18 protein-coding genes and 3 pseudogenes are annotated in these 23,753 nt (G+C 70.7%); 11 read left to right on the plus strand and 10 right to left on the minus strand.

All coding sequences use genetic code 11. From position 1 onward, the window contains the following. The 4 genes and pseudogenes from AB0E07_RS36930 to AB0E07_RS36945 all read right to left on the minus strand — a co-directional run. Nucleotides 1–164, minus strand: a pseudogene (locus tag AB0E07_RS36930) (D-alanine glycine permease); the annotation flags it as partial. A 346-nt stretch (nt 165–510) separates the two neighbouring features. After that, nucleotides 511–5,376, minus strand: coding sequence for a DNA repair ATPase (locus AB0E07_RS36935; protein ID WP_362261957.1), 4,866 nt, complete (start codon nt 5,374–5,376; stop codon nt 511–513). A 76-nt stretch (nt 5,377–5,452) separates the two neighbouring features. Continuing rightward, nucleotides 5,453–7,519: a flotillin family protein gene (locus AB0E07_RS36940; RefSeq protein WP_362261960.1), complete on the minus strand. Its 2,067-nt coding sequence runs from the start codon at nt 7,517–7,519 to the stop codon at nt 5,453–5,455. A 73-nt stretch (nt 7,520–7,592) separates the two neighbouring features. Continuing rightward, on the minus strand, nt 7,593–7,997 hold the full coding sequence (locus AB0E07_RS36945; protein ID WP_362261963.1) for a hypothetical protein: 405 nt from the start codon (nt 7,995–7,997) through the stop codon (nt 7,593–7,595). Nucleotides 7,998–8,218: 221 nt separating this feature from the next. Between AB0E07_RS36945 and AB0E07_RS36950 the strand changes: the two genes are divergently transcribed. The 5 genes from AB0E07_RS36950 (at nt 8,219) to AB0E07_RS36970 (ending at nt 14,567) form a co-directional block, all read left to right on the plus strand. Next, nucleotides 8,219–9,277 (plus strand): helix-turn-helix domain-containing protein, encoded by a 1,059-nt coding sequence (locus tag AB0E07_RS36950; protein ID WP_362261966.1) that lies wholly within the window; start codon nt 8,219–8,221, stop codon nt 9,275–9,277. A gap of 1,162 nt (nt 9,278–10,439) precedes the next feature. Beyond that, complete coding sequence (locus AB0E07_RS36955; protein ID WP_362261969.1) at nt 10,440–12,038, plus strand: AMP-binding protein; 1,599 nt, start codon at nt 10,440–10,442, stop codon at nt 12,036–12,038. Nucleotides 12,039–12,060: 22 nt separating this feature from the next. Further along, a complete protein-coding gene (locus tag AB0E07_RS36960; protein ID WP_362261972.1) occupies nt 12,061–13,284 on the plus strand; it encodes an alpha/beta fold hydrolase in 1,224 nt (407 codons plus the stop codon). A gap of 403 nt (nt 13,285–13,687) precedes the next feature. After that, a complete protein-coding gene (locus tag AB0E07_RS36965) occupies nt 13,688–14,074 on the plus strand; it encodes a hypothetical protein (RefSeq protein WP_362261975.1) in 387 nt (128 codons plus the stop codon). 79 nt (nt 14,075–14,153) lie between these two features. Continuing rightward, nucleotides 14,154–14,567, plus strand: coding sequence for a hypothetical protein (locus tag AB0E07_RS36970; protein ID WP_362261978.1), 414 nt, complete (start codon nt 14,154–14,156; stop codon nt 14,565–14,567). A gap of 137 nt (nt 14,568–14,704) precedes the next feature. Here AB0E07_RS36970 and AB0E07_RS36975 read toward each other — a convergent pair whose 3' ends face one another. Beyond that, nucleotides 14,705–15,166 carry a hypothetical protein gene (locus AB0E07_RS36975; RefSeq protein WP_362261981.1) on the minus strand — a complete coding sequence of 154 codons (462 nt, stop codon included), beginning with the start codon at nt 15,164–15,166 and terminating at the stop codon, nt 14,705–14,707. A 290-nt stretch (nt 15,167–15,456) separates the two neighbouring features. Then, on the minus strand, nt 15,457–16,689 hold the full coding sequence (locus AB0E07_RS36980) for an alpha/beta fold hydrolase (RefSeq protein ID WP_362261984.1): 1,233 nt from the start codon (nt 16,687–16,689) through the stop codon (nt 15,457–15,459). A gap of 284 nt (nt 16,690–16,973) precedes the next feature. Between AB0E07_RS36980 and AB0E07_RS36985 the strand changes: the two genes are divergently transcribed. After that, nucleotides 16,974–17,843 carry an alpha/beta hydrolase gene (locus AB0E07_RS36985; RefSeq protein WP_362261987.1) on the plus strand — a complete coding sequence of 290 codons (870 nt, stop codon included), beginning with the start codon at nt 16,974–16,976 and terminating at the stop codon, nt 17,841–17,843. Nucleotides 17,844–18,017: 174 nt separating this feature from the next. On the opposite strand, the gene AB0E07_RS36990 is transcribed toward AB0E07_RS36985, so the two are convergent. Further along, the gene (locus AB0E07_RS36990) at nt 18,018–18,746 is read right to left on the minus strand and encodes a recombinase family protein (protein ID WP_362261990.1); all 729 of its coding nucleotides are present in this window, start codon (nt 18,744–18,746) and stop codon (nt 18,018–18,020) included. Here AB0E07_RS36990 and AB0E07_RS36995 point away from each other — a divergent pair. Further along, nucleotides 18,741–18,818 (plus strand): annotated as a pseudogene (locus AB0E07_RS36995) (hypothetical protein); the annotation flags it as partial. The gene AB0E07_RS36990 and the pseudogene AB0E07_RS36995 sit on opposite strands and share 6 nt — an antisense overlap. Before the next feature lie 24 nt (nt 18,819–18,842). Then, nucleotides 18,843–19,085: a hypothetical protein gene (locus AB0E07_RS37000; RefSeq protein WP_362262060.1), complete on the plus strand. Its 243-nt coding sequence runs from the start codon at nt 18,843–18,845 to the stop codon at nt 19,083–19,085. A 10-nt stretch (nt 19,086–19,095) separates the two neighbouring features. On the opposite strand, the pseudogene AB0E07_RS37005 reads toward AB0E07_RS37000, so the two are convergent. The 3 genes and pseudogenes from AB0E07_RS37005 to AB0E07_RS37015 all read right to left on the minus strand — a co-directional run bounded on the left by AB0E07_RS37005 (nt 19,096) and on the right by AB0E07_RS37015 (nt 21,119). After that, nucleotides 19,096–19,370: pseudogene (locus tag AB0E07_RS37005) on the minus strand (PadR family transcriptional regulator). Between the two features lie 80 nt (nt 19,371–19,450). Next, on the minus strand, nt 19,451–19,741 hold the full coding sequence (locus AB0E07_RS37010; protein WP_362261992.1) for a DUF6087 family protein: 291 nt from the start codon (nt 19,739–19,741) through the stop codon (nt 19,451–19,453). A gap of 13 nt (nt 19,742–19,754) precedes the next feature. Further along, nucleotides 19,755–21,119 carry a Tat pathway signal protein gene (locus AB0E07_RS37015; protein ID WP_362261995.1) on the minus strand — a complete coding sequence of 455 codons (1,365 nt, stop codon included), beginning with the start codon at nt 21,117–21,119 and terminating at the stop codon, nt 19,755–19,757. A 157-nt stretch (nt 21,120–21,276) separates the two neighbouring features. Here AB0E07_RS37015 and tgmA point away from each other — a divergent pair, with 157 nt between their 5' ends. Genes tgmA through tgmC form a run of 3 tightly spaced genes read left to right on the plus strand, consistent with a single transcriptional unit; the run spans nt 21,277 to nt 23,718 of the window. After that, nucleotides 21,277–21,543, plus strand: coding sequence for a putative ATP-grasp-modified RiPP (gene tgmA / locus AB0E07_RS37020; RefSeq protein ID WP_362261997.1), 267 nt, complete (start codon nt 21,277–21,279; stop codon nt 21,541–21,543). Nucleotides 21,544–21,547: 4 nt separating this feature from the next. Then, nucleotides 21,548–22,525 carry an ATP-grasp ribosomal peptide maturase gene (gene tgmB / locus AB0E07_RS37025; RefSeq protein WP_362262000.1) on the plus strand — a complete coding sequence of 326 codons (978 nt, stop codon included), beginning with the start codon at nt 21,548–21,550 and terminating at the stop codon, nt 22,523–22,525. Beyond that, complete coding sequence (tgmC, locus tag AB0E07_RS37030; RefSeq protein WP_362262003.1) at nt 22,525–23,718, plus strand: ATP-grasp peptide maturase system methyltransferase; 1,194 nt, start codon at nt 22,525–22,527, stop codon at nt 23,716–23,718. Before tgmB ends, tgmC begins: the two co-directional genes overlap by 1 nt. The last annotated feature ends 35 nt before the right edge of the window (nt 23,719–23,753 follow it).

Genomic DNA, 23,753 nt, shown 5'->3' on the forward strand with positions numbered 1-23,753 from the left:
GTGAAGACCAGACCGGCGACCACGAGCCAGGCCACGATCAGCGGAAGATCCGTTCCCCCCACGGGCACGGAGTAGAAGACCACCTCTACGAGCCACTTGGCTATGGGCTCGAAGAATCCGCTGACGGCATCGTCGACGGACTGGGTGAAGGAGTCGAGTGACACGGTGAATACCTCAGTGGCGCAGGACCGGCGCGCGGGGAGCTGCGCCGGTGGGCGTGCGGGCTGTGAGCGAACGCCGTTGTCCGTTCGGCGACGCGTGGATCACCCTCCGCGGACTCGGAGCGTGATGACCTCGGTCGTGCTGTCGGCTGCTGCCGACGGTCCGAAGGCCGGGAATAGCGGTTTCCGACCTGCGGAGTTGCGCATTCCTAACACAGCCGAACGACCCGCTGGGTGACGCACCTCACATCACGCACCGCAGCGCGGGAAAAGGCCAGCACTCGTGATCCGACCGTTATCCGGACACCCGTATCCGTTCAGCGGCCATCTATTTCCGCAGGTCAGCAGCTTAAGGACCGACACTCCTGTCGGAGTCTGTGAGTTGCCTGTCCGGATCGACGATCCGGACCCTGCTGATCGCAGCCTCCACGGCCGCCATCCGCTCGGCGAGCAGACCGAGCACCGCGACGGCACGGGCGAGAGGGCCCTCCTCCGGATCACCGTGCGCCCGGGTGCGGACATGGGCGGCCTTCAGTTCACTCCACCGTCGCCTCCGCTCCGGCGTGAGCGTGCCGCGCAGCTCGGCCAGCTTGAGCAGGTTCGCCTCGGCCCCGCCGGTGAGTGTCTGGGCCTCGGCCGCGAAATGGTCGTCGATGACGGCGGCGAGTTCCGCCCGGTTCATCGCGGGGCGAATCCGTGCGGTGATCTTGTTCATGGTGCGGTAGGAGCCCTGCAGGCGGAACGGCGGTTCGGCACGGGTGGCATCGGACTGGCCCGCGGAGGCGATGTAGGCGGCGTTGACCGCGAGTACGGTCTCGCGCGCAGCGAGCAGATGACGCAGGACCGCAACGATCTGCTCCACCTCGGCGGCGGTGTACGGGTGCGTGAGGCGATCCGCACGGGCGGTGGGGTCGTTCTCGGCGAGTCGCACGAACTGGTCGATGTCCGCACGGTCGCGGCCGGCGAGCGGGGCGAGCACGGGGTGCGAGGTGAGCGCGTTCTCCAGAAAGCTCAACGCGAAGGCGTCCTCCTTGCCGGTCAGGACGTCACCCAGGTTCCAGACGTCCGCGCGGTTGGCCAGCATGTCGGGTACGTGGAACAGCGCACCGGACTCGGTATAGGGGTTACCGGTCATACACACGGCGAATCGCTTGCCGCGCAGGTCATAGGTGCGCGGCTGTCCGTCCCACACTCCCTCGACACGGCGCGTGGAGTCGCACAGGGGGATGAACCTCTGGAGCAGCTCCGGCGAGGTGTGCTGAATGTCGTCGAGGTGGAGCAAGGTGTTGTTGCCGGCCGCCAGCGCGAAGTTGATCTTCTCGATCTCCTGGCGTGCCGTGGTGTTCGGAGCCTCGTCGGGGTCAAGGGACGTGACGTCGTGTCCGAGGGCGGGTCCGCTCACCTTCACCAGCATCAGCCCCAGGCGGTCCGCCACGTACTCCACGAGCGTGGTCTTGCCGTAGCCGGGCGGCGAGACGAGCAGCAGCAGACCGCCGGTGTCGGTGCGCTTGCTGTCGCCGACGGTTCCGAGCTGGCGGGCGAGGCTGTCGCCGATGAGAGGGAGGTGGACCTCGTCGATGAGCCGGCCGCGCACGAAGGCCGCCAAGGGGCGCGGCCTGTGGTCGTCGAGCCGCAGACGAGACCGCTCCCTGTCGAGCAGAGCGGTCCGCCGACGCTGGTGCGCGCGCAGGGCGGGAGCCTCGTGGTCGGCGAAGCGAGTCGTACGGGCGAGGAAGTCGTCGACCCGAACGGTCAGCGTCCCGTCGGTGATGCGCGGGTGCGCCCCGAGAAGTCCCTCGGCCAGGGCTGTCGGCGGCATTCCCCCGTCATAGCGGTCGAGGTGGGGGCAGACTTCTGCGGCGACCGCCTCGCCGAGGTCCGCGGCGGTGAGTTCGGTACCGGTGGCCGAAGCGAAGGCCGACAGCCAGGCCGCTGCCAGTTGCCGGCGTGCGGCGAGGTCATCGAGGGCGGTCAGGTCCTCGGTGTACGCCGCATGGCCCGCCGTGCGACGGAACTTCTCCAGCAGGTCTCCGATGCCGGCGGAGATCACGAAGCCTTCGACGCCTGCCGTCAGCTCCTCGAAGAGATACGCGGCTGCCGCGCCGGGATCCGCCTCATGCGGGATCGAGCCGGCGATCGCCTCGGCCAGTTCGCGCTCCAGGTCGGCGATGGCCGGCGTCGGACCGTAGGTGTCGCGAGCCCTGGCCAGGGAGGCCGCGCGACGCCTCCAGGCCGTCCGGGCCTCGTCACTCGCACCGTGCGCCCAGAACAGCTGCGCGGCGGTGCGGGCGGCGGGCTCGTACCGCAGAGCGCCCGCCCGCTCGAACAGGGGCAGGAGCGCCGAAAGGATCACGGTCGCGTCATGATCGTGGACACCGCGCTCGTACCCCTCGTCGTACGCCTCCTGCGCCGCGTCCCGGACCAGCGTCGCCACATCGGCCGTCGCGAGGGTTGCCGGGCCGTGCTCCCGGAGCAGCCGCGCGGCAAGGTACTCGGCCCGGTAGACCTCGGGAGACTCCGACGGCAGCGGGCGGTTCCAGTACGGGCGGTCGGCGGCGATCTCGGGGTCGGTGACCGGGCTGCGGTAGTCGGTGCCGGTCAGGGCGAAGGCAAGACCGTCGCCGTGCGGGACCAGGGTGAGGTCGAGGGGCTGGGTGGCGACGGCGAAGCGGTGGGCGCCCAGACGCAGGGTTCGGCCGCCGTCGGAGTACAGGTCGCCACGGTCGCGCAGGGCGCGGGACGCCTCCTGGCGGCAGGCCCGCACCCGGCCGTCCAGTTCCTCGGCCCTGACCGGGTCGCCCAGGGCGCGCAACTCGTCCGCGGTGCGCCGAACCTTGACCACCAGCGGATCGGAGGCGAAATAGGAGCTGACGGCGTCGGTGTCCGTGAGCGAGGCCGCGCGGCGGCCGATCGTCCGCAGGACACGGTCGGCGGAGGCGGCCAGCCGTTCGGCGCGGCCGGCCCGCGCGTCGAGCAGGGCCTGCTTGCGGGCGGCGAACGCCTCGTAGACCTCCGTGCGCCGGTCGGCGAGGACGGCGAGGACGTCGTCGAACTCCGAGAAGCGGGCCTCCAGGTTCTCCAGCCGGACCAGAAGCCCGCTCAGCTGCTCGTCGCAGGCGGCGGGGCTGTCAGCCGACGCGAGGGCGCCGGTGACGGCCTGGCCCAGCAGCGCGAGTTCCGCGGCGAACTCGCTGCGGCCCTCTCCCTCACGCAGGGTCCGGCGGCGCGCGTCAAGGAGGGCACGGGCCCGGTTGACGCTGCCGAGTACGTCGGCGAGGCGCTCCAGGACGGAGGTCCGCACCACGGTGTCGGCGATGTCCAGGCCCGCCACGACCTCGGTCACGGTGCGCAGGGCTTTTCCGGCCGCCTCGATGCGAGCGGCCACCGGCTCCGCCTCGGCGACGGTCGCGATCGACTCGGCCTCCGAGGCCAGCCGCTCCACATCCTCGCTCTGCTCGGCGAAGGCATCCTCCCGGGCCAGGAACGCCACGGCCCGCTGCCCGAACGCCGCGAGGTCCTGGTCCGCCTCGGCGGCGAGGGCGTCGATGCGGTCCGTGTCGGCGTACCGCGTCTCCTTCAGGGCCAGCAAGTGCCCCTGACTCCGGCGCAGTTCGGTCAGACCGCTCACCCAGGCGGCCGCGCTGCGCGGTGACTCGCCGCGCAGCCGGCGCACGGCCGTCGCGACGCGGTCGGCGGCCTCGTCGAGGGCGACGGCCGCCTGCCGGGTCAGGGCGCGGACGGTCCGGAACTCCCCGAGGACCTGCTCCGCGGTGTCCCGCACCTCGTCCAGCGGGGCCCGCAGGCCGCCGAGGCCGGGGTCGTCGAGCCAGTGGTGGGTGTCCGCCACCCGTACGCACGCGGTGGCCAGCGCCTCGTACATCTCGGTCGTCGCCGCGGTCTCGGCGACCGTGCGGGCGATGGACAGACAGTCCGCGATACCCCGAACGAGGTCGGCGTTGCCGACCCGGGCCAGTGGCCCCTCGCCGGCCAGGGCGGCGGCGTGGGTGTCCGAGACGAACGGGGACGCCCACAACTGCACCGGGTGCACCCGGGCCGGCTCGTCCCCCTCGGCGCGCAGCACCATCAGCAGTCCGTCGTCGAAGGCCGCCCACCCGCGGCAGACCAGCGGGGCGGCGATCTCCTTGCGGATCGTGTTGTAGGAGAGCAGCAGGGTACGGCCCTCGGCCCGGTCGTGGAAGGCGTACAGCACGTCCTCGCCGTACGGTGAGCGCACCTCGCGCTCGAACTCCAGTCCCGTGGCGTCGACGTCGAACGTCCTGTGCGTACCCATGCCCAGGCAGTACCCGCCGGGAAAGACGACGCCCTGGTCCTCGGGCAGCCGACGGCACGCCTGCCCGATCCCGTCCAGCCTCACCACACTCCTGGTGAGGGTGTTGAAGACCAGGTAGCGGTGAGCGTCCTCGTTGTAGGGGCGGATCCGCAGCAGGGTCAGGGCGCCGACGCGCGCGTGGGCGACGTCCGCGTCGGCGAGCGACTGCAGCGGCTCCCGGACCGGTTCGCTGTAGTGGTCCTCGTCGTCGGTGCCCCCTACGGTGAGCCGGCCACCGACGGTCGAGATGAGGATCTCCCCCCGCACCAGGATGGAGGGCCGCTCCCCCGCAACGTGGTCGGCGCGGGTGGTCTCCGTCCAGTCGAAGTCGTGCGACGGGGGCGGCACATGATCGCGCTCGCCGCGGGCGTCGAGAAACGCCGCCCGTCCGTCCGCGGTCAGTGTCCAGCGCAGCACTCGGGTGTCGTCGCTCTTGTCCCCGGTCTGGAAGACGGCCAGGAGCCTGTCGTCCGCCCGGCGCAGCCCCAGCAGCCGGGTCTGCCGGTAGTACCGGTGCAGCTGCGCGAACTCCCGCTGGAAGCCGGTGTCGTCGAGCAGTCCTGGGACGGCGTTCTCGGGCAGCGCGTTCAGGTCGCGGTCGTACAGCGTGAGGACGTCGGCCACCTGCCGGTCGGACCGGGCGCTGTGGGATCCCAGCAGGAGGAACTCCCCGACCGCGACGACGTCCCGCGGCACGCACGGCCGCTCGGTGCGCACCTGTGCGGTGCCGGTGAGGTCGAGCCGGGTGGCCCCGAACTCCTCCGCCCGGCGGGCGTTGAGCGCCTCCGCGCGGCGGGCGAGTTCGGCGGCCCGGGCGGTCAGCCGGTCCCGCAGCACCTCGTACGTTCCGGCGTCGTAGGTCTCCGCCGGGAGGACGGTCGTCATGAGTGGTCGATCCCTTCGTCTCGCGGGCGGGCCGCGGCCGCCGCACCATGTGCCGCGGCCGCGGCAGCGCCGGCCGTCAGGCCCTTGCCGTGCCGTTCAGGTGGGTGAGCGGGGTGTCGGCGAGCCCCAGCTCAGTGGCACGGTCGATGAGTTGCTGGACCTGCCCTGTGTTCTGGCCGCCCCCGTTCATCAGCCGCATCAGCAGGGCGGACACCGTCAGGTTCTGCACGTCGGCCGTGCTGATCGATCCGAGGGCGCGGACCAGGTCGTCGGTGAAGCTCGCCGTACCGTCCAGCCAGGGCCTCGCGAGAGCCTGTGCCGTGTCGGAGTTCTGGACGAACCCGTCGACACCCTTGCCGAGCGTGATCGCCCCGACGAGCCGGTCGAAGAAGACGGACTCCCCGCCGACGATGTCGATGTCGGCGTTCTCCAGGCCCGTGGCCAGCACCGTGGCCTGGGCCTCGGCGACCTGACGCTGCACCTCGAGACCGGCCAGCCGGACCTCCTTCTCCGCCTCCAGACGCAGCCGGTACTCCTCGTGGCCCCGGGACGCCTCGTCGAGCGCGGCCATCGCCGCCGCCTTCTCGGTCAGTCCGGCCGCCTCCGCCTTGAGCTTCTCCCCCACCGCCTCCGCATCCGCGAGCGCCTTGGCCCGAGCGCCCTCCGCATCCGCGAGCGCCTTGGCCCGGGCGCCCTCCGCCTCGGCCCGCAGCCGGGCCTCGGTCGCCCCTGCCTCCGCCCGGCCGGCCTTCTCGATGACGTCGGCTTCCTTGTCACGGACCTGGACCGCGGCGAGCCCCTCGGCGGCGGCCTCGGCCTGGATCCCCTCGGCCAGCCGCAACTTGGCCTTGGTCTCCAAGTCGGCCGACTTCAGCTGGGCTTCGGCGAGCGTGAGCTGCTCGGCCGCCCGGTGGGTGGCCGACTGCTCGGCGGCCTCGGCGGCCTTGATGTCCTTGACCAGCTTCTCCTGGGCCTCCGCCTCGGCCGCGATGATCACGGCCTGCCGCTCCCGCTCCGCCTCCTCCACCGCGCGCAGCCTCTTGATGGACTCCTCCTGCTCGGCGACCGTACGGTCCACCGCGACCCGCTCCCGGATCACCTCAGCGATCTCCCGCTTCTCCGCCTCGACCTCCTTCTCGGCGGCGATCCGGGTCAACTGCGTCTCCCGCTCCCGGGCGATCACCTCCAGGACACGGTCCTTCTCGATCCGCTCGTCCTCCACCGCGATCACCCGTTCACGGTTCTTCGCGGCGACGGCGACCTCGCGAGCCTGGTTCTCCCGCTGCACGCCGAGCTGCTCCTCCGTGCGCAGGAACGCGGACTGCGCCCGCAGCCGCTCCTCCTCCACCACCCGCGCGGTCTCGGCCTCCTCCCGGGCCCGTACGGTCTCGATCTCCCGCCGCTGCTTGATCTCGGCGTCGGTCTGGCGTCGCTCCAGCTCGAGAATGGCCTCCCGGGCGTCGACGTTCTGCCGGGTGATCTCCTTCTCCTCGGTGCGCTGTGCCTCGTTGGTGCGCACATGCTCCACCGCCGTCAGCTCCGTGATCTTGCGAATGCCCTGCGCGTCGAGGACGTTCGCCGGATCCAACTGGGTCAGCGGCGTCTGCTCCAGATAGTCGATCGCGGCGTCCTCCAGGTGGTAGCCGTTGAGGTCCACGCCGATGACCTCGATGATCCGGTACCGCAGTTCCTCACGCTTGGTGTACAGGTCGGTGAAGTCCAGCTGCTTGCCGACCGTCTTCAGCGCCTCGGAGAACTTCGCGTGGAACAGTTCCTGCAGAGTCTCCCGGTCGCTGGCCCGTGCCGTGCCGACGGCCTGCGCCACCTTGACGACGTCCTCCGCCGTCTTGTTGACCTTGACGAAGAACGAGATCCGGATGTCCGCGCGGATGTTGTCCTGGCAGATCAGCCCTTCCCGGCCGGCCCGGGTGATCTCGATGGTCTTCACCGAGATGTCCATCACCTCGGCCTTGTGCAGCACCGGCAGCACCACCTGACCGGTGAAGGTCACATCGACCTTGCGCATCTTGGAGACGATAAGTGCCTTGCCCTGCTCCACCTTGCGAAAGAGCCGGGTCAGGACAAGCACGATGAAAACGGCGATCAGCAGACACACTGCGGCAAGCACGCCAACGGCATTCATGGGAACCGTCCTTCGGACGTGGGAAGGGTGAACAGGGAGGCACACCTCCCCGGTGACATCGAGTGAGGGCGGCTCAGGCCGCGCGGTCGTGCGTGCGAGGACGCACCGGGGCGGGTTCGTCCGGGAACAGGCGGTGCAGCGGCCGCACGAAGAGGCAGGTCAGCCTCCATGCGGCGAACAGCGAGCCGGGCCACGCCAGCGAACGCAGCAGGCCCCACAGCACTCCGTCGGCGGACAGCCGCGTGAGGAGGACGGTCACGCCGACACCGAGCGCCCAGGCGACCACCGTCAGCAGGGACGCGGCCACCGCCACGGGCACCCCGCCCATACCCCACGCCGTGAGGTCGGCGTCCCGGTCGAAGCCGTCCACCCCGGCAACGCCGAGGACGACCAGCAGCCAGAAGCACAGCACGACGGCCAGAGCGGCGGTGAACAGCAGTCCCGGCAGACCGATGGCGGCTTCCAGAAGTATCCGCATCAGTCGCCCCCTCCGCCCGTCCGTGTACGCACGCCGAGGTCGTGCCGGCCGATGCCGGACTGCTGCCGGCCGGGCCCGGATCCGCCCCGTGCGTTCCCCCGGTCATGATGTCCGAGCACCCCGCTCCCCCACACTGCCGGTTCCCGGCAGTGTTCGTTAGGGTCTGCATGCCGGTGGCCGTTAAGAATCCGTCAGCGGCACATCAGGATGCGGGGGAAGACATGTCCGAACAGGTCGATCGCGAGCGGTATCTCGACGGTTATGCCCGCATCCTGACCGAGGTGTCAGCCACCGGCAGGCGGCTCACGCGCGGGGAGCTCGACTCCCGGCGGGCCCTGGGCGAACAGGCCGCCGAGGCGGGCCACGGTCTGCGCGGCTTCGTCAACGCCCATCTTGCCGCGGCCCGCGCGGTCTGGCCCAGCACACCTGGTTCCGCCGACTCCACACTTGCCGCTGTGCAGCAGGCCATCGACGCGTTCGCCGAAGGCTTCGAACACGCGCAGCGCCTCGCCGTGCGGCAGGAGGAGGCAGCACGGCGGGAGTTCATCGACGACCTTCTGTACGGGCGCAGCGACCTGGGCCAGTTGGCCGAGCGCGCCGAACGTTTCGGGCTGCGGCTGTCGCAGGCGCACGCCGTCGCCGTGGCGCGGGGACCCCGCGCGTACGAGGAAGGCGGAGCGGTACCGCGGCAGGTGGAGCAGGCGCTGATGGCGCGTTTCGGCAATCGCAATGTCCTGCTCACCACCAAGGACGGCCGGCTGCTGTGCGTCGCCCCCGGCCGCGAGGACGAGGTTCTGCCGTACTTCGCCAAGCAGGCCCACGCCGCCACGGACGGGGGCCAGGTGGCCGTCGGACGCCCGCAGCCCGGCCCCGGCGGCGTGGTCCAGTCCTACGAAGAGGCCCTGAAGGCCCTGGAGATGGCCGACCGACTCGGGCTCGACGATCCCGTTCTCCACGCCGCCGACCTGCTCGTCTACCCGGTGCTGGCCCGCGACCGGCAGGCCATGGCCGACCTCGTACTGGCGACTCTCGGCCCCCTCACCGCGGCCCGCGGCGGCGCCCAGCCCCTTCTGGACACCCTGCGGACCTACTTCGACTCCGGCTGCGTCTCCGCGGAGGCGGCCCGCCGTCTCTCGCTGAGCGCGCGGGCCATGACATACCGGCTGGATCGTATCCACCAGCTCACGGGGGCGGATCCCTCGGACCCGACCCACCGGTACAAACTGCAGACCGCCGTCATCGGCGCCCGGCTGATCAACTGGCCGGAGGAGCAGCTGTGAGCAGCCGGCCACGGGCGGGCCGGACGCTGCGGGTGTCTGCCTCGCACAGCGAGGTGCGGGATCCGGAACCCGCCGCTCCTCAACTGTCGCGCCGTGCGCATCGGTTACGGTGCCGTTCTCCGGCTGCACGGCTGGCATCTCATTTTGCACTGTGCAATGATTCAGGAAGGGGCGCGCCAACGGTCATCGGTCGCCCGGCGCCCGGGAGTGATGCGGCACCATCGCGTGGGCACACCGGGGCGGATCTGACCGTCGGCGGGCTCCCCCGGGACTGCGGCCCGATTCCCGCCGCCGCACGCTTCGGCACCAGCACCACGAGTCAGGGACCACGAGGGGACGACCCGACCGTGACCACGGACGGACCCGAGGATGACACCCGGCCGGACGGCCGACCATCGGCTTCCGAGGCCGTCTGGCTCAGAATCCTCTTCCCGGACACCGAGTACACCATCCGAGTGCCCACCCCGAGAGCGGCATCCGCCCGCGAACGGTCCCGCACGACACACAACCCGTCCGTACGGCCTCCGCGTCACGGCGGCCTCCGGCCGACAGACCCGGCCGACGATCCCTGGCAGCCCACGGACGCCTACCGGACCGAGGTGGCCTGGCGGGACTTGGACGGCCGCGGCCGCCTGCTGCGCGCAGGCCGCGCGCTCGCCATCGCCACCGCTGTCGCCCTGGCAGTAGCCGCCTGGTCCGAGCTCGCCACCGGCTCGGCTCCTCCGCAGGACAAACCGATCCGGTTTACCTCCGAGTTCTCCGAAGACACACCCGACGTAGGGCGAACCGTCCGTTGACACCGGCTGGCCACGCGGTCCTCGCCGCGCCGACCGGTCGGCGCGGACCGCCCACGATCGCCCTCAGTTGCTCCTCAGGAAAGCCTCAGAACTCCCCCAAGCCGTGGTCCGGCCATGCCTCGAAGATCGAGTGGTGTCGCCGCGTCCGGAACGGCGCTGAACCACGGAGCCCCTTGCACGCAGGTGCGCTGGCTTTCGCCGGCTTCAGCAGGCGGCGCGCCGCCGGCTCGATCCGGGGCGGGCGTCCGCGTTCCACGAGCCTCGACCGCCTTGTGCTCCGTCCGGCGCACGCACGACCCGACGACGCGGCGCCGCAACCCCCTTCGGATCGGGACTGCCCGAACGAACCGAGAAACGGAGCAATGATGATCTACACAAGCCAGTACCCGGACGTCGCCGTCGTCGACCGCCCCATCCATGAGTGGGTGCTCGGTGGTGCCGCGGAGCGTGGAGCCAAGCCCGCGATGGTGGACGTGGCCAGTGGGCGCACCCTCACCTACGGCGAGTTGGCCGGGCTGGTCCGCGGGCTCGCCGCGGGTCTTGCCGGAGAAGGCATCGGCAAGGGTGGTGTGGTGGCGCTGCATTCGCCCAACACGATCCTGTTTCCCGTGGTTCTCTACGCCACCACCACCGCGGGCGGGACGGTGACCACGCTGTCGCCGCTGGCCACACCGGCCGAGGTCGCCAAGCAGCTGATCGACTCCGAGGCGCGCCTGATGGTGAGTGTCTCGGCGCTACTCGAAACGGCCCGGGCCGCGGTCGCGGTGGTCAGGCGGCTGACCGGCCGGGACATCGAGATCCTGGTCTGCGACCGGGCCGAAGGCCACCGTTCCGTGCTGGACTTGCGCGGCGCCGGCGACATCCCGGCCTTCGACGTCGATCCGGCCGCGGACGTCGCCGTCCTGCCCTATTCGAGCGGTACGACGGGCGTTCCCAAGGGCGTGATGCTGACCCACCGCAACTTGTGCACCAACCTCGAACAACTCAACAGCCTGCATCGGATCGACGAGGACGACCGTGTCGTCGCGATCCTTCCCTTCTTCCACATCTTCGGGCTGACCGCCCTGGTGAACAGCGCGCTGTCGCGCGGCGCGACCGTCTATGTGCACGCCCGGTTCGATCTCGACGCGTTCCTGACCAGCCTGGAGCGCGACCGGATCACTCACGCCTACGTCGCGCCGCCGGTGATGCTCGCGCTGGCCAAGCACCCGGCGGTCGGGGGCCTGGATCTGTCGCACCTGCGGCGCGTCATCTGCGCGGCCGCGCCGCTCGACGCAGGAGTCCAGTCAGCGGTGGCCGACCGGCTCGGGGTGGAGGTCGGGCAGGCGTACGGCATGACCGAGCTGTCCCCCGCCTCGCACATCCACGCCGACGGCAACCTGGACGAGCCCGTCGCCTGCGTGGGGCATCTGCTCCCCTCCACACAGGCACGCCTGGTCGATCCCGTCACCGGGCAGGACGTGGCCGACGGCGGACCGGGCGAGGTGTGGATCCGTGGACCGCAGGTCATGAAGGGCTACTTCGGCCGCCCGCAGGACACCGACGCGACCGTCGACGCCGACGGCTGGCTGCACACCGGTGACATCGGCCGCGTCGACGGAGACGGGAACTGGTTCATCGTCGACCGGGTCAAGGAACTCATCAAGTACAAGGGCTACCAGGTGGCCCCGGCCGAACTGGAGGCCATCCTGGTGCAGCATCCCGGCATCGCCGACGCGGCCGTGATCGGCGTCCACGACGAGGAGGGAAACGAGATCCCCAAAGCGTTCGTCGTACCCATGACCGGGGTGCCGATCTCCGCCGCCGAGGTCATGGCCCATGTCGAGGGCCAGGTCGCCCCGTACAAGCGGATCCGCCGGGTCGAGTTCATCGAGGAGGTGCCGAAGGCGGTCTCCGGCAAGATCCTCCGGCAGCGGCTGCGGGAACGGAAGCCTGCGCGCCAGCACCCAACTCCGGTGGATTGAGAGAACGTTGTAGAGTTTTCGTGTGGGTGACGCAGATTTTCGGTTCGGGCAGTACGTGTTGGACGTGGACCGTCGTCGACTCGACCACGGCGGACACCGGGTCGACATCGAACCCCAGGCCCTGGAACTTCTGTGCCATCTGGTCGAGCACCGCGGCCGTGTCGTGACCGAAGAGGAGCTGCGCGACAGGATCGGGCACGAACACGCGGTCACCGAGACCGCGCTCGCGACCTGGATGAGCATGGCCCGGATCGCGATCGGCGACAGCGAGGTACGGCAGCAGCTGATCCGCTCCGTGCCCCCGCACGGCTACCGATTCGTCGGACACACCACACCCGCTGCCACCAGGCCCACGGATCGGACCGGCGGCCCCACGCTTCCCGCCGTCACGGCGGAGATGGGGGCGGACCACGAGGTCATCCGCTTCTGCCGGTCCGCCGACGGCACCCGCATCGCCTACGCCCTGGCCGGTCAGGGCCCGCCCCTGGTGAAGACCGCCAACTGGCTGACCCATCTCCACCTGGACCGGACGAACCCGATGTGGGCCCACTGGTTCGAGGGCCTCACCCACGGTCGGCAGCTCGTCCGCTACGACGAACGGGGCTGCGGCCTCTCCTCGTGGGAGATGGGGCGCTTCACCATCGACGACCTGGTCGCCGATCTCCACGCGGTGGTCGAAGCCGCCGGCCTGGACCGTTTCCCCCTGCTCGGCGTCTCGCAGGGCGGCGCGGTGGCAGTCGCCTACGCCGCCCGCCATCCCGAGCGGGTGAGCCATCTGATTCTCACCTCCGCCTACGCCCGGGGGCAGCAGATCCGCGCCGGCAGCGACGACGAGCGCGATGCCGCCGAGGTCGACCTGAACATCGCCCGCGCCGGATGGCGTTCGCAGGACAGCAGCTTCCTGCGCTACTTCGCCTCGCAGTTCCTCGCCGACGCCACTCCCGCGCAATGGGATGCCTTCGCCGCCTATCAGCGGGAGACGACCTCAGCCGCCAACGGTCTGCGGTTCATCGAGGAGTTCTCCCGCATCGACGTGTCCGGCATCGCCGACCAGGTGTCCTGCCCCACCCTGATCGTCCATTCCCGCGACGACGCGCGTGTTCCCGTCGCGCAGGCCCTGGAACTGGCCACTCTCATCCCGGACAGCCGGCTGATCCTGCTCGAAGGCCGCAACCACCTGCTCACCGCCGACGACGCCGCCTGGCCCGCCTTCCTCACCCACCTCCGCACCTTCCTCTCCGAGTAGGACGGCGTGCGGGGCGCCCTCCGCGGCGCCCATGCAGGGCCCCGGGCCGAATGACACCGCGACCTCGCCGTCATTGCGGTCGCACGCCTCGAAAACACCTCCGGCCTCACCGTCCGTCCCCGCCGCCGCGCCGTTGAGAGGTCGCTCGCACGGATGACGCAGGCACGCCGCCACGCGAGGGACCGCGAACGGCTCGTCCAGCACTCCGAGCCCTTGACCACCTGGGCTGCGCTCACCCTCCCGACCAGCGTCTCGCCCGAATGGGCGCCGCCCCCAGCTGGCCTAGAAGTCCTCGGTGACAGTTGCGACGCACCTTTCACACCGATCTCATGGCCCATGAGCTGATGATCATGCTTATCAGCTTCTCGTCGCATTACGTCCCCCAAGTGAACGAGAGAGTCCCATGCGCCGTTTCGCCCTGCCCTGCGTCGGAGCCGTCGCAGTCGCCCTCGCCCTCGCGGCCCCCGCCCACGCGGCGCCCGAGCCGTCCTTCGCTCCCCATACCCAGGCCGCCGCCAAGGTCGCCGCCGACGGCACACTGCTGAAGCAGAAGAACGTGCTGTCCAGCAGCAAATTCCAGACCGGCGGCTACTGCGTGAAGGTCGGCCCGGACGCCGTCGACCTCGCCGACAGCTTCGTCCACGTCAGCGGCGGCCCGGCCGGCGGCAGCACCCACGCCTACGAGACGCCCACCGCGGCCTGCGGCAACGCCGCCGACACCATCCTCGTCTACGTGCGCAACCTCAACGGAGCAGCCATCGACGCCGGCTTCACCGTCACCGTCCACTGACCGCCGGACGGTCCCGCACCCGTCTCATTCTCCCCACCCGAGCGGCACGACCCGATCGGGCTCCCGAGAGGCAGCAACCGTGTTCAAGACCAAGAAGGCACGCGTCACCATCATCGCCGCATCCGTCGTCACCGCAGCGGCCGTCACCGGCGGCGTCGCCCTCGCGACCGGCATCGGCACCCCTGTCAGGGCACCCCACGCCCAGGCATCCGGTCTGATCAAGTACAACGGCGACGTCGACCGCGGCACCGGTATCTCCGAGGTGACCAAGGGCGGTACCGGCATCTACTGCGTCCGGTTCGTCGACCCGAAACTGACGGTCCACAACATCACGCCGCAGACCGTGCCCGTCGCCGGTGTCCCCTTCGGCACCGACGCCTACCCGTCCTACACCAGGACCCCCCAGTGCGGGGACCGCGACGACACCCTCACCGTCACGGTCGGCATCGACGGCCAGTACGCCGACCAGGGCTTCTGGCTCCTCGTCCCCTGACAACGCCGCCTGCTCACAGGAGAACAGGCATCTCTCCCCGTTCCCCTGACACGGCGTCCGTGGGTCGGCTGATGACCTCACGGACGCCGGTGGTCGTGTCAGGCCGGGTGGGCCGGCCTGACACGAACGGTGTGCGGCTAGCCGATGACGATGTCGCAGTCGGCCCTGCCGCTGGCGGCGATTTCGGCGAAGTCCGCCTGGATGTTGGGGTCGTACGCCGCCGAGCTGATGGTGCGGGTCTTCTTGCCGGGCACGGCCTTGTCACCGGTCGAGTGGGAGACCTGCGCCGGGCCCCAGGTGAGGTCGCAGGTCCAGTGGAACGTGCGGACCAGGAGGTGCGAGTTGCGCCCGGTCCCCACGATGGACCAGTTGCCGTCCGCCTTCACGTCGAAGGTGACACTGCCGCTGACGCCCCGGCTGCTGTCGCTGGTGGCGAACGTGATCGACTGGCCGTCCGCGGAGACGGTCTTGGTGGTGTCGTTGGCCTGAGCGGGAACGGTTCCCAGCAGCAGGGAGCCCAGCCCGGCCCCCGTCGCGATCAGCAGCGCCAGCCCCCGGCGCGTCCGGCCCACGGACGTCCTGGTGTTGTCGATTCGCATCTTCGGTCCTTGTCTCTCGCATGTGTCCCGTATCTGAGGTGCCTGCCGCCCCCTGAGGAGCTGCCCTCAGGGGGCGGTTCCTCGGTGGCCCGGCACCTCTCAAGCATCGGGTCCAGCGGCGGGCAAGACTTGGCGGAGGTCTGAGACATGCCTGAGGGCTGACTGAGGACGAGCTGAGGGCCGACTCCTCGGTGGGCGAGCCGACTTGACGAGCGACATGAGCACCGCGGCCGGTGGCCCGGACGGCGGAGGGCCATCCTCGCCCGGCCCAACGTCGGAGACACGCGGGTTCACTCGGCCAGGAACGCGTCGATGTGCGACAGGAATTCGCCCCAAGCCGGTTCCACGGCGGTGAGCAGGTGATTGCGGCTCTGGAGCAGGACCAGCCGGCTGTCGGGAATGAGCGCGGCCAGCTCATTGGCCTGCGAGACCGGCACCCGCTCGTCGTCACGGGAGTGCAGGATCAGCGTCGGACAGGCCACCCGGTGGGCGATGTCGGAGACGTCGATCTGGGCGAACTCCTCAAGGAATCGCACCCCGTTGGACGGAGAGGTCGTCTGCCGCTGGAACGCGGTGAACTCGTCCCAGTCCTCCGGCGTCCCCTCGGGCAGGAACTGGGAGGCGAAGACCTTCAGGAATCTGGGGTCCTGGTGAATCCATCCCACCCGGGCCACATCCAGGTCAAGGGCCGCCTCGGCACGCTCCGTCTCGTCCCGGGCCCGGACCTGCCGCCCCCGGGAGTAGGCCCCGGCGAGGACCAGTCGGCTGACCCGCTCCGGATGACGTACGGCGTAGGCGACCGCCACCGCACCGCCCTGCGACACCCCGAGCAGAGGGAAGCGATCGAGTCCTGCGGCTTCGACGACGGTGTGGAGATCGTCGACCCAGTCGTCGAAGGTGAACCCGGGCACCGCCCAGTCCGACAGACCGCAACCCCGCTCGTCGTAGCGGATCAGCCTGCGATTGCGGGCCAGCCCGCCGAGCCAGTGCGCCCACACCGGGGTGGTCCGCTCAAGGTCGAGGTGGGTCATCCAGTTGGCCGCCTTCAGCAGAGGCGGGCCTTCACCGATCGACGCGTAGGCGATACGGGTGCCGTCACCGGCACGGCAGAACCGGATGGTCTGGCTGTCGGCATCACGCGGTCCGTCGACGGCCGGCGGCGTCTCGCCTGATCGGTGTCCCGTGCGGACGGGCGCCTCCGCACCCATCGCTGTCAGCGCGGCCACGAACTGGTAACCCCGCCGGTGGACTGTGCGAATCACCCGCTGCTCGCTGCCGGTGTCCCCCACAGCGAGGCGGGCGGTCCTCAACGCCGTGGTGAGCGCGGCCTCACTGACGAAGCGATCACCCCACACCTCGTCGAGCAACTCGCCCTTCGGTACCACCCGATCCCTATGCACGACCAGATGACGCAGCAACTCCAGCGCGCGCGGCTCGACGTGAACCGACTCACCTGTCCGATAGAGCTGGTGCCGAGTCGTGTCCAGCGCGTATTCCCCGAAGCGGTACGTGTCCCCATCCACCCGGGCAGCGTACAACTCCCGTCTGCCAGCGCACATGTGAGCGATTCGCCCACACTCCGCAACACACACGACGAGGAGGTGGCAAGAGTGGTGTGTCAGCTGAACTCGCCGTGCCATCCCGGGATCGCGGCGACGTTACAGCCGAGCCGGCTGTGCCCCGCTGCTCTAGTCATGGCTCCTGCGCCTGTGCCTGTGCCTGTGCCTGTGCCTGCGGGAAGCGCAGCACGCGAACATCTACGGAACCGGGGACAATGCGTTCTGTCCCTTTCTCGGCGGAGGTCAGTGTGGAGACGGAGCGGCCGACGGCTGTCGCGCGGCTGGACAGCGGGTTGATGGAATATTGGCTCTCGGAAGGCGACGGGCCGGTCGTTCTCGTCCTGCATGGCGGCCACATGCGCGCCGGACTGCCCCTCGGTGAGGAGGTGTTCGGGGAGGCGGGTTTCCGAGTGCTGGCCCCGTCCCGGCCGGGCTACGGCCGGACACCCTTGACGACCGGACCCTCACCGGCCGCGTTCGCTGACGCCGTCACGGAATTGTGCGGTGAGCTTGACATCGACCGCCTTGAAGCCGTGGTCGGCATCTCGGCCGGAGGCCCGGCAGCGGCCGCGGTGGCCACCCGTCATCCGGATCTTGTGCGACGAGTGATCCTGGAAAGCGCGGTCGGACCGCTGCCTTGGCCCGACCGGCGAAGCAGGCTGTTGGGCGGGCTCCTGTTCCACCCCCGGATCGAGGCCGTGACCTGGGCGCTGATGCACGCCCTGACGCGCGCCCTACCAGGCGTCGCCCTTTGGTCCCTGATGCGCGACTTGAGCACACGGCCTGCTCGCGCGGTCGTCAGCGCCCTCGACAGCGATACGAGGCAGACGGTCCTGGAGCTGCTCGCTCGTATGCGGTCGGGCGCGGGCTTCACGAACGACCTGCGGTTCCTCGCTCAGGGGACCGCAGACGCCGCGGACGTCTCCCAGCCCACGCTGGTGGTCGGCACGGCCAAGGACGGCGCCGTGCCGTTCGCCCACGCAAGAGCATTGGCCGGCGAAATCCCACGGGCCCGGTTGCTGGCCAGCGAGGCAGACTCGCACTTCATCTGGTTCGGCAGCGACTACCCGAAGATCTCCTCACAGATCAGCGCCTTCCTCGCGGAGGATCCGCACTAGGCTGCGCGCGGGTCGGGGCGTTCGGTGACCTGCCCGCGTTCAAGGGGTATCGCCGAGATACGGGGCAAAGGGGCAATGAGTTGATCTTGAAGCCCTGATGGCTGTTCAGCTCTCCCCTTCCGCCTCGGCAAGGATGCGGTAGACGGTGGCGACCGAGGGGCGCTTGCCCTGGTTCTAGCCCGAGGTGATGACGAGCTTGCGGGCGATCTCGGGGACGGGCACACCGTTGGCCCGCAGACTGCGGGCGTATGCGGCCATGTCGTCGTCGACGACCTTGGGGCGTCCGCCGTGCCGGCCGCGCTCGCGGTCGGACGCCTGGCCTTCGAGGGACTTCTCCCGGATGTATTCGCGCTCGGGCTCGGCCATGCCGGCGAAGAACGCGAAGAGGGCGGCGCCGTGCCCGGACGGGTCGTAGACCCCTTGGAGGGGGCCGGTGAGGAGTTCGAGCTGGATGTCGTGGTGGCGCAGGACCTCGGCGACGGCCAGGAGCTCGGCGGCGCCGCAGCCCAGACGCTTCATCTCATGGACAGTGAAGATCACCCGTTGGCGGGGGACGGCCTTCGCGATGGTGCGGGCGAAGTGCACAGCCTTGACGAACTCGGGCCGGACCTTGACGCGGGTGCTGATCTTCTCGGAGAAGACCGGGTCGCACCCGGCTTCCGCCAGGGCCTCGAGCTGGCTCTGGAGCTCTTGCTGGGCGGTACTGCAACGGGCGTACCCCACTCTCGCGGGCTTCGTGGTGGCCTCGGGCACGGCGGCGTCGATGGCCGGGCCCATCTCCCACACGCGGCCGGGGCCCCGGTCGGCGGCGGCGCGGACTTCGAGCTCGGCGCGGAGCTGCTCCTGAAGTTCCTCCGCCCCGACGCGCAGGGCACCGGCCGGTTCGAGGCGGCCGACATCCACGCCCCCGGCTTCCTCACACCCCTCGACGGCTTCCTCGAGATCGCCTGCGACCTGCTGATCCTGGCAGGGCTGCTTACCCGGCCCGCCGTCATCCCCATGATTGTGAACATGCTCGGCGCGCTGCTGATCACCAAGCTGCCGATCCTGTGGGGCGACGCCCCGCTGTTCGCGGGCAAGTCCGGCTGGTGGGACCTCGCCCACGAATCCCGTACCGACCTCGCCCAGCTGTGCGCCAGCCTCTTCCTGCTGCTCGTCGGCGCAGGCGCCCTCTCGCTGGACGCCCGCCTGGCCCGCACCGCCCACGCGCCGGCCGCTGCGGCCGGCGCGGCGGCCCGCTGACCCGCCGGCCTTACGGGGCTTCGTCGCCCAGGACCTCGCGAGCCAGCTCCTTCAGCGCCTGCCGGTCCTCCGCCAGGGCCTTCTTTCCGGCCTCGGTCGCCTTATAGACGCGCCGGGTACGGCCGTCGACCACCCGCTGCTCGGAGGTCAGCAGGCCGTCCGCCGGTGCAGCGTCGGGTACAGGGTGCCGGGACTGATCCGGTAGCCGTGGGAGGCCAGTTCCTCGGTCATCCACGCGCCGTGGATCTCCTCCTCGGCCGCGTGATGCAGGATGTGCAGCCGCACCGCTCACCCAGCGGCAGGCAGGCGACGCGCTCGCGCACACGTTGCCCAAGCGCCCCACCCAGAGAGCTTGACCAGCGGTGTCACGCGGCAGGGTCGTCGTCGAGAGCCAGCTTCGCAACCCAGTTCTGGGCTTCTGCGAGGTTCGGTGCGGTGCCGACCACCTGGTAGGTGAAGTCGTCCCACGCCTCCAGGACCCGCGGCTCGTCGGGCCGCAGGTGTCCGGCGCCGCCGTGCACCGGCCGGTGGCGTCGGTAGATGTCCATCGGCGGCCGACGCCGTTTCTCGTACGGCGCGAGCGGGTCATCGGCGTTCACGCGCGGTACGGCGCGGGACGGCTGGTTCGGGGGTCCTTCTCGGCGGTGCTTGCCCATGCGCTCGATGTTCTCAGGCCGCGATCGTGGTCGGGCGGGCGGCGGCGAGTTCCTTCGCCCTCGTGTGTACCTCGTCGACGACGGCGGTCTTGTACGGGCGGGCGGCGTCCAGCAGCGTGTTGAGCCGGGACACGACGAGGGTGGAGTCGACTCGGGTGGCGTCGTCGAGCGCCTGGAGAGCCGCGGCGGCTCCCTGCTCGGCCTCGCCCTCATCGAGCAGGGCGGCGGCCAGGCCGACGCGGTCCATGACGCGGACGCGGTCGAAGCCGGGCTTCCTCAGCTTCAGCGCGTCCTCGAAGTGGACGCTCGCGGCCCGCCCGCCCCGGTCGAGACCGGTGAGGTCGCGGGCGGAGACCGCGCGGGCCCCGGCGTGCTCGGCCGCGTCGAAGTACGCCACCCACTCCGGTACGTCGCCGAGGCCGTCGGCAAGGAGCTCGTCGGCGGCGCCCAGGTGCGTCTCAGCTGCTCGCTCGTCGCCGAGGGCGGCGTGGACCCGCCCGGTCTGTGAGGCGACCAGTGCCTTCGTCGCGGGCAGCGCGGCCTTCTTGGCTGCGAGGCCGAGCAGGGCGAGGGCGTCGGTCGGGTGCCCGAGGTAGATCATCTGATGGGACATGCGGGTGACGATCTCCACTCCGCGGTCGCGCTGCCCGGCCTCGCCGGCGGCGTACGTGCCATAGCTCCACAGGCGTTGGGCGATGCCGTAGCGGCCAGCGTCATGGCTGACCCATCCCGCGAGCGCCGCCAGGTCGGCGGTGGCCGCGAACACCCTCGTCTTCAGCTTCGGTGGGACGCCGTCCTGGATACGGCGGGCGACCTCGTCGAGCTGGGCGACGATCGCCGAGCGGTACAGGCCGCCGCCCTTGGAGGCGTCGGCCCTGGTGAAGAAGGCGGTGACCTCTTCGAGGGCGGTGACGGTGTCGGCGTCGAAGCCCTTGCGGTCGTGGTTCAGCGCGCGGGCTGTGCCGCCGAGCATCCGTTCGGCGGCGAGGATCAGCGGGGCGCCGAGGGCGAGCTTGAGGGTGTCGCGGCGGTTTATGAAGTCCATCTGCGTCCATCCGGCCAGGGCCTGGGCGGCTGCTTCGGTCAGCAGCGGGAGCTGGATGCTATCCAGCACCACACCGGTACCCGTCAGGCCGAGATCACCGGGAGTGAGCGGCTGCCCGGCCGCCTCGGAGACCACTTCTGCAAGGAGAGCGGGCACCGGCGGGCGAGGCCCCTCCCCGTCGATCCACCGGCGGATGCGGGTCGCGTCCGGAGCGACCTGCCGGTGACCTCGGACGTTCGCCAGGGCGGTGACGCGGCGGGCGATCTCGCCCTGGGACAGGCCAGTCGCCGCGATCCACAGCGCCAGGTGCGGGTTGCCTGATCTGTTGGCCATCGCCGTCTCGCCCTCCCCGCCGGGTTATACGGAGCGTGGCATTTCCGCCACGGTTCGCGAGATCTACGATACTGGCCAGGGGCCGCACACCGGGCGGATTCTGTGCAGGCGACAGCCACCCGGCTGCCGTGTGACGTACAGGGGAAGGGACTTCGCAATGGTGACGCTTGTACCCGAGGCTCCGTGGGCGATGCGGCTGGTCACTGACCGGCTTCCGGTCGGCCCGCCGTCGTACGCGGCGGTGACGCTGGATGCGTCCACGCAGACCGCCCGCTACACCGACACGGCCAGCCAGGTCGTGGAGATGGGCAAGCACGGCACGTCCAGGACGACCGGCACCGCGTCCGTGTCCGGGGGCGGGGACGGGCAGAACCCGCAGCCGCAGACCCAGGACGACCACACCACCGACTACGAGTCGGACTGAGCTGATGGCCTCCACCGTCCTGGTCGTCACCGCGCTGGAAGACGTCACCGCGGACTGGGTCATCGCCGCGCTGAACGAGCGTGAGGTACCCGTCGTACGCGTCGACCCCGCCGACATCGGGCCCGCCCTGACCTTCGGGTTCCGCATCGGCGCGGACGCCCCAGCGTGGGGCGGGCGGCTGCGTACGGCGAGCCGGGAGGTGGAGATCGGGGAGGTGGCGGCGGTGTACTACCGCCGCCCCACCCCGTACGCCGCGCGGTACGGGCACCTGCCCCAGCAGCAGCGCGAGTTCGCCGCCGCTGAGGCGAGGCACGGGCTCGGCGGCGTCCTGAACCACCTGCACGGCGCGCTGTACGTCAACCACCCGGCCGCGGTGACCGCCGCCGACTTCAAGCCCGCACAGCTCCAGCGCTTCACCGAGCTCGGGCTTCACATCCCGCCGACTCTGGTCACCAACGACGTCGAGGCGGCACGGAAGTTCACCGCCGACCACGAGCGCGTCATCTACAAGACGTTCCGCGGCCTGCCCCGCTCCGAGGACGGGCACACCGGAGCGATCTGGGCCCAGCGCATCGATTCGGAGTCCCTCGACGACTCGCTCGCGGTGACCGCCCACCTGTTCCAGGCCGAGGTCGAAAAGACCGGCGACGTGCGAGTGACCGTGGTCGGGAAGAAGGTGTTCGCCCAGCAGATCGCCGCCCCGGACGGCGCCTTGGACTGGCGCCGGGGCAACTGGGACGAGCTGATCCACGCCCCGATCACCGTCCCGGCCCCCATCGAGGCCGCCCTGCACCGCTATCTGTCCTCGTTCGGCCTGGTCTTCGGCTGCTTCGACTTCGCCCTGACCGGCGACGGCCACGCCCCGGAGCACTGGACGGCGATCGAGTGCAACCCGAACGGCCAGTGGGGCTGGCTCCCGGACGCGCCGGCCATCACGACCGCGTTCGCCGACATCCTCAACCGGAAGGAGGCGGCCACGTGATGCCCGCCGGCCTTGAGACCGACTCCGTCCGCCTGCGCGAGACGATGGCGAAGGCCCTCGCCGAGGACGGCGTGCTCGCCGATCCGGCCTGGCGGGAGGCGGTCGAGGCGGTCCCCAGGCACCGGTTCGTGCCCGGCTTCTACCTGCCCACCGACGAGCGCGACGCCCACGGCCTGACGGTGTGGGAGCCGGTGACCGCCGAACTCGACTACGGCCGGTGGCTGGCCGCGGCGTACTCCGACACCACGCTCATCACCCAGTTTGACGGCGAGGAACCGGACTGGAAGAACCCGGCCGTGCGGCACGGCGGGGCGCCGACCTCGTCGTCCACGCTGCCGTCTTTGGTCGTACGGATGTGGGCGGACGCCGAGGTCTCCGAGGGACACACGGTGCTGGAGATCGGCACAGGGACCGGCTACTCGACCGCGCTCGCGTGCGAACGGCTCGGCTCCGCCGACGTCACGTCGATCGAGGTCGACCCCCACCGCCTAGCCCAGGCCGCCGACGCCCTGTATGGCCTGGGCCACACACCGACCCTGGCGGTCGCGGACGGGCTGTATGGGTACTGGCCCGAGGCGTCCTTCGACCGGATCGTGGCCGCCTGCTCGTTCCGTGCGGTGCCTCCAGCCCTGCTCGCGCAAGTACGGCCGGGCGGGAAGATCCTGCTCACCCTGTCGGGCTGGCTCTACGGATACGCCCGCGTCCTGCTCACGGTCGGTGCCGACGGGACCGCTGAGGGCCATCTGCTCGGCGGCACGGTGTCGTTCATGTCCGCGCGTACGCACGCGGCGCCGGTGTTCGGTAACCCCGCGCACTGGGCCGCGGGCCTTCCCGAGAAGGCCCGTACGACGCCGCACAGCCCGGAGCGGATCAGCGCCGCCACCGAGGAAGCGTTCCACTTGCGGTTCCTCGCCCAGAGCGCCGTGCCCGACGCGCAGATGGTCACCGTGGGCGAGGTGGTGCACCTGGTCGACGCTGTCACCGGCTCCGCCGCCACCCTCGCCCCGTACGACGGCGGTTGGCAGGTCCGGGAAGGCGGGCCGGTGAAGTTGTGGGAGCAGATCGAGCGGGTCCTGGACGCCTACGACGGGGCTGACCGGCCGGGGCCGGAGACCTTCTCTCTGCACGTCTACGCCGGCGGGCAGCACCTGCGGCACCCGCAGATGCGCGGCCTGCCCCTGCCCAGGCCCTGAGACGGCCCGTACGCTCCAGGCGCCCGGGCGGGGGG

The sequence above is a fragment of the Streptomyces sp. NPDC048002 genome (assembly GCF_040653275.1).
In the GTDB taxonomy this organism is placed as follows: domain Bacteria; phylum Actinomycetota; class Actinomycetes; order Streptomycetales; family Streptomycetaceae; genus Streptomyces.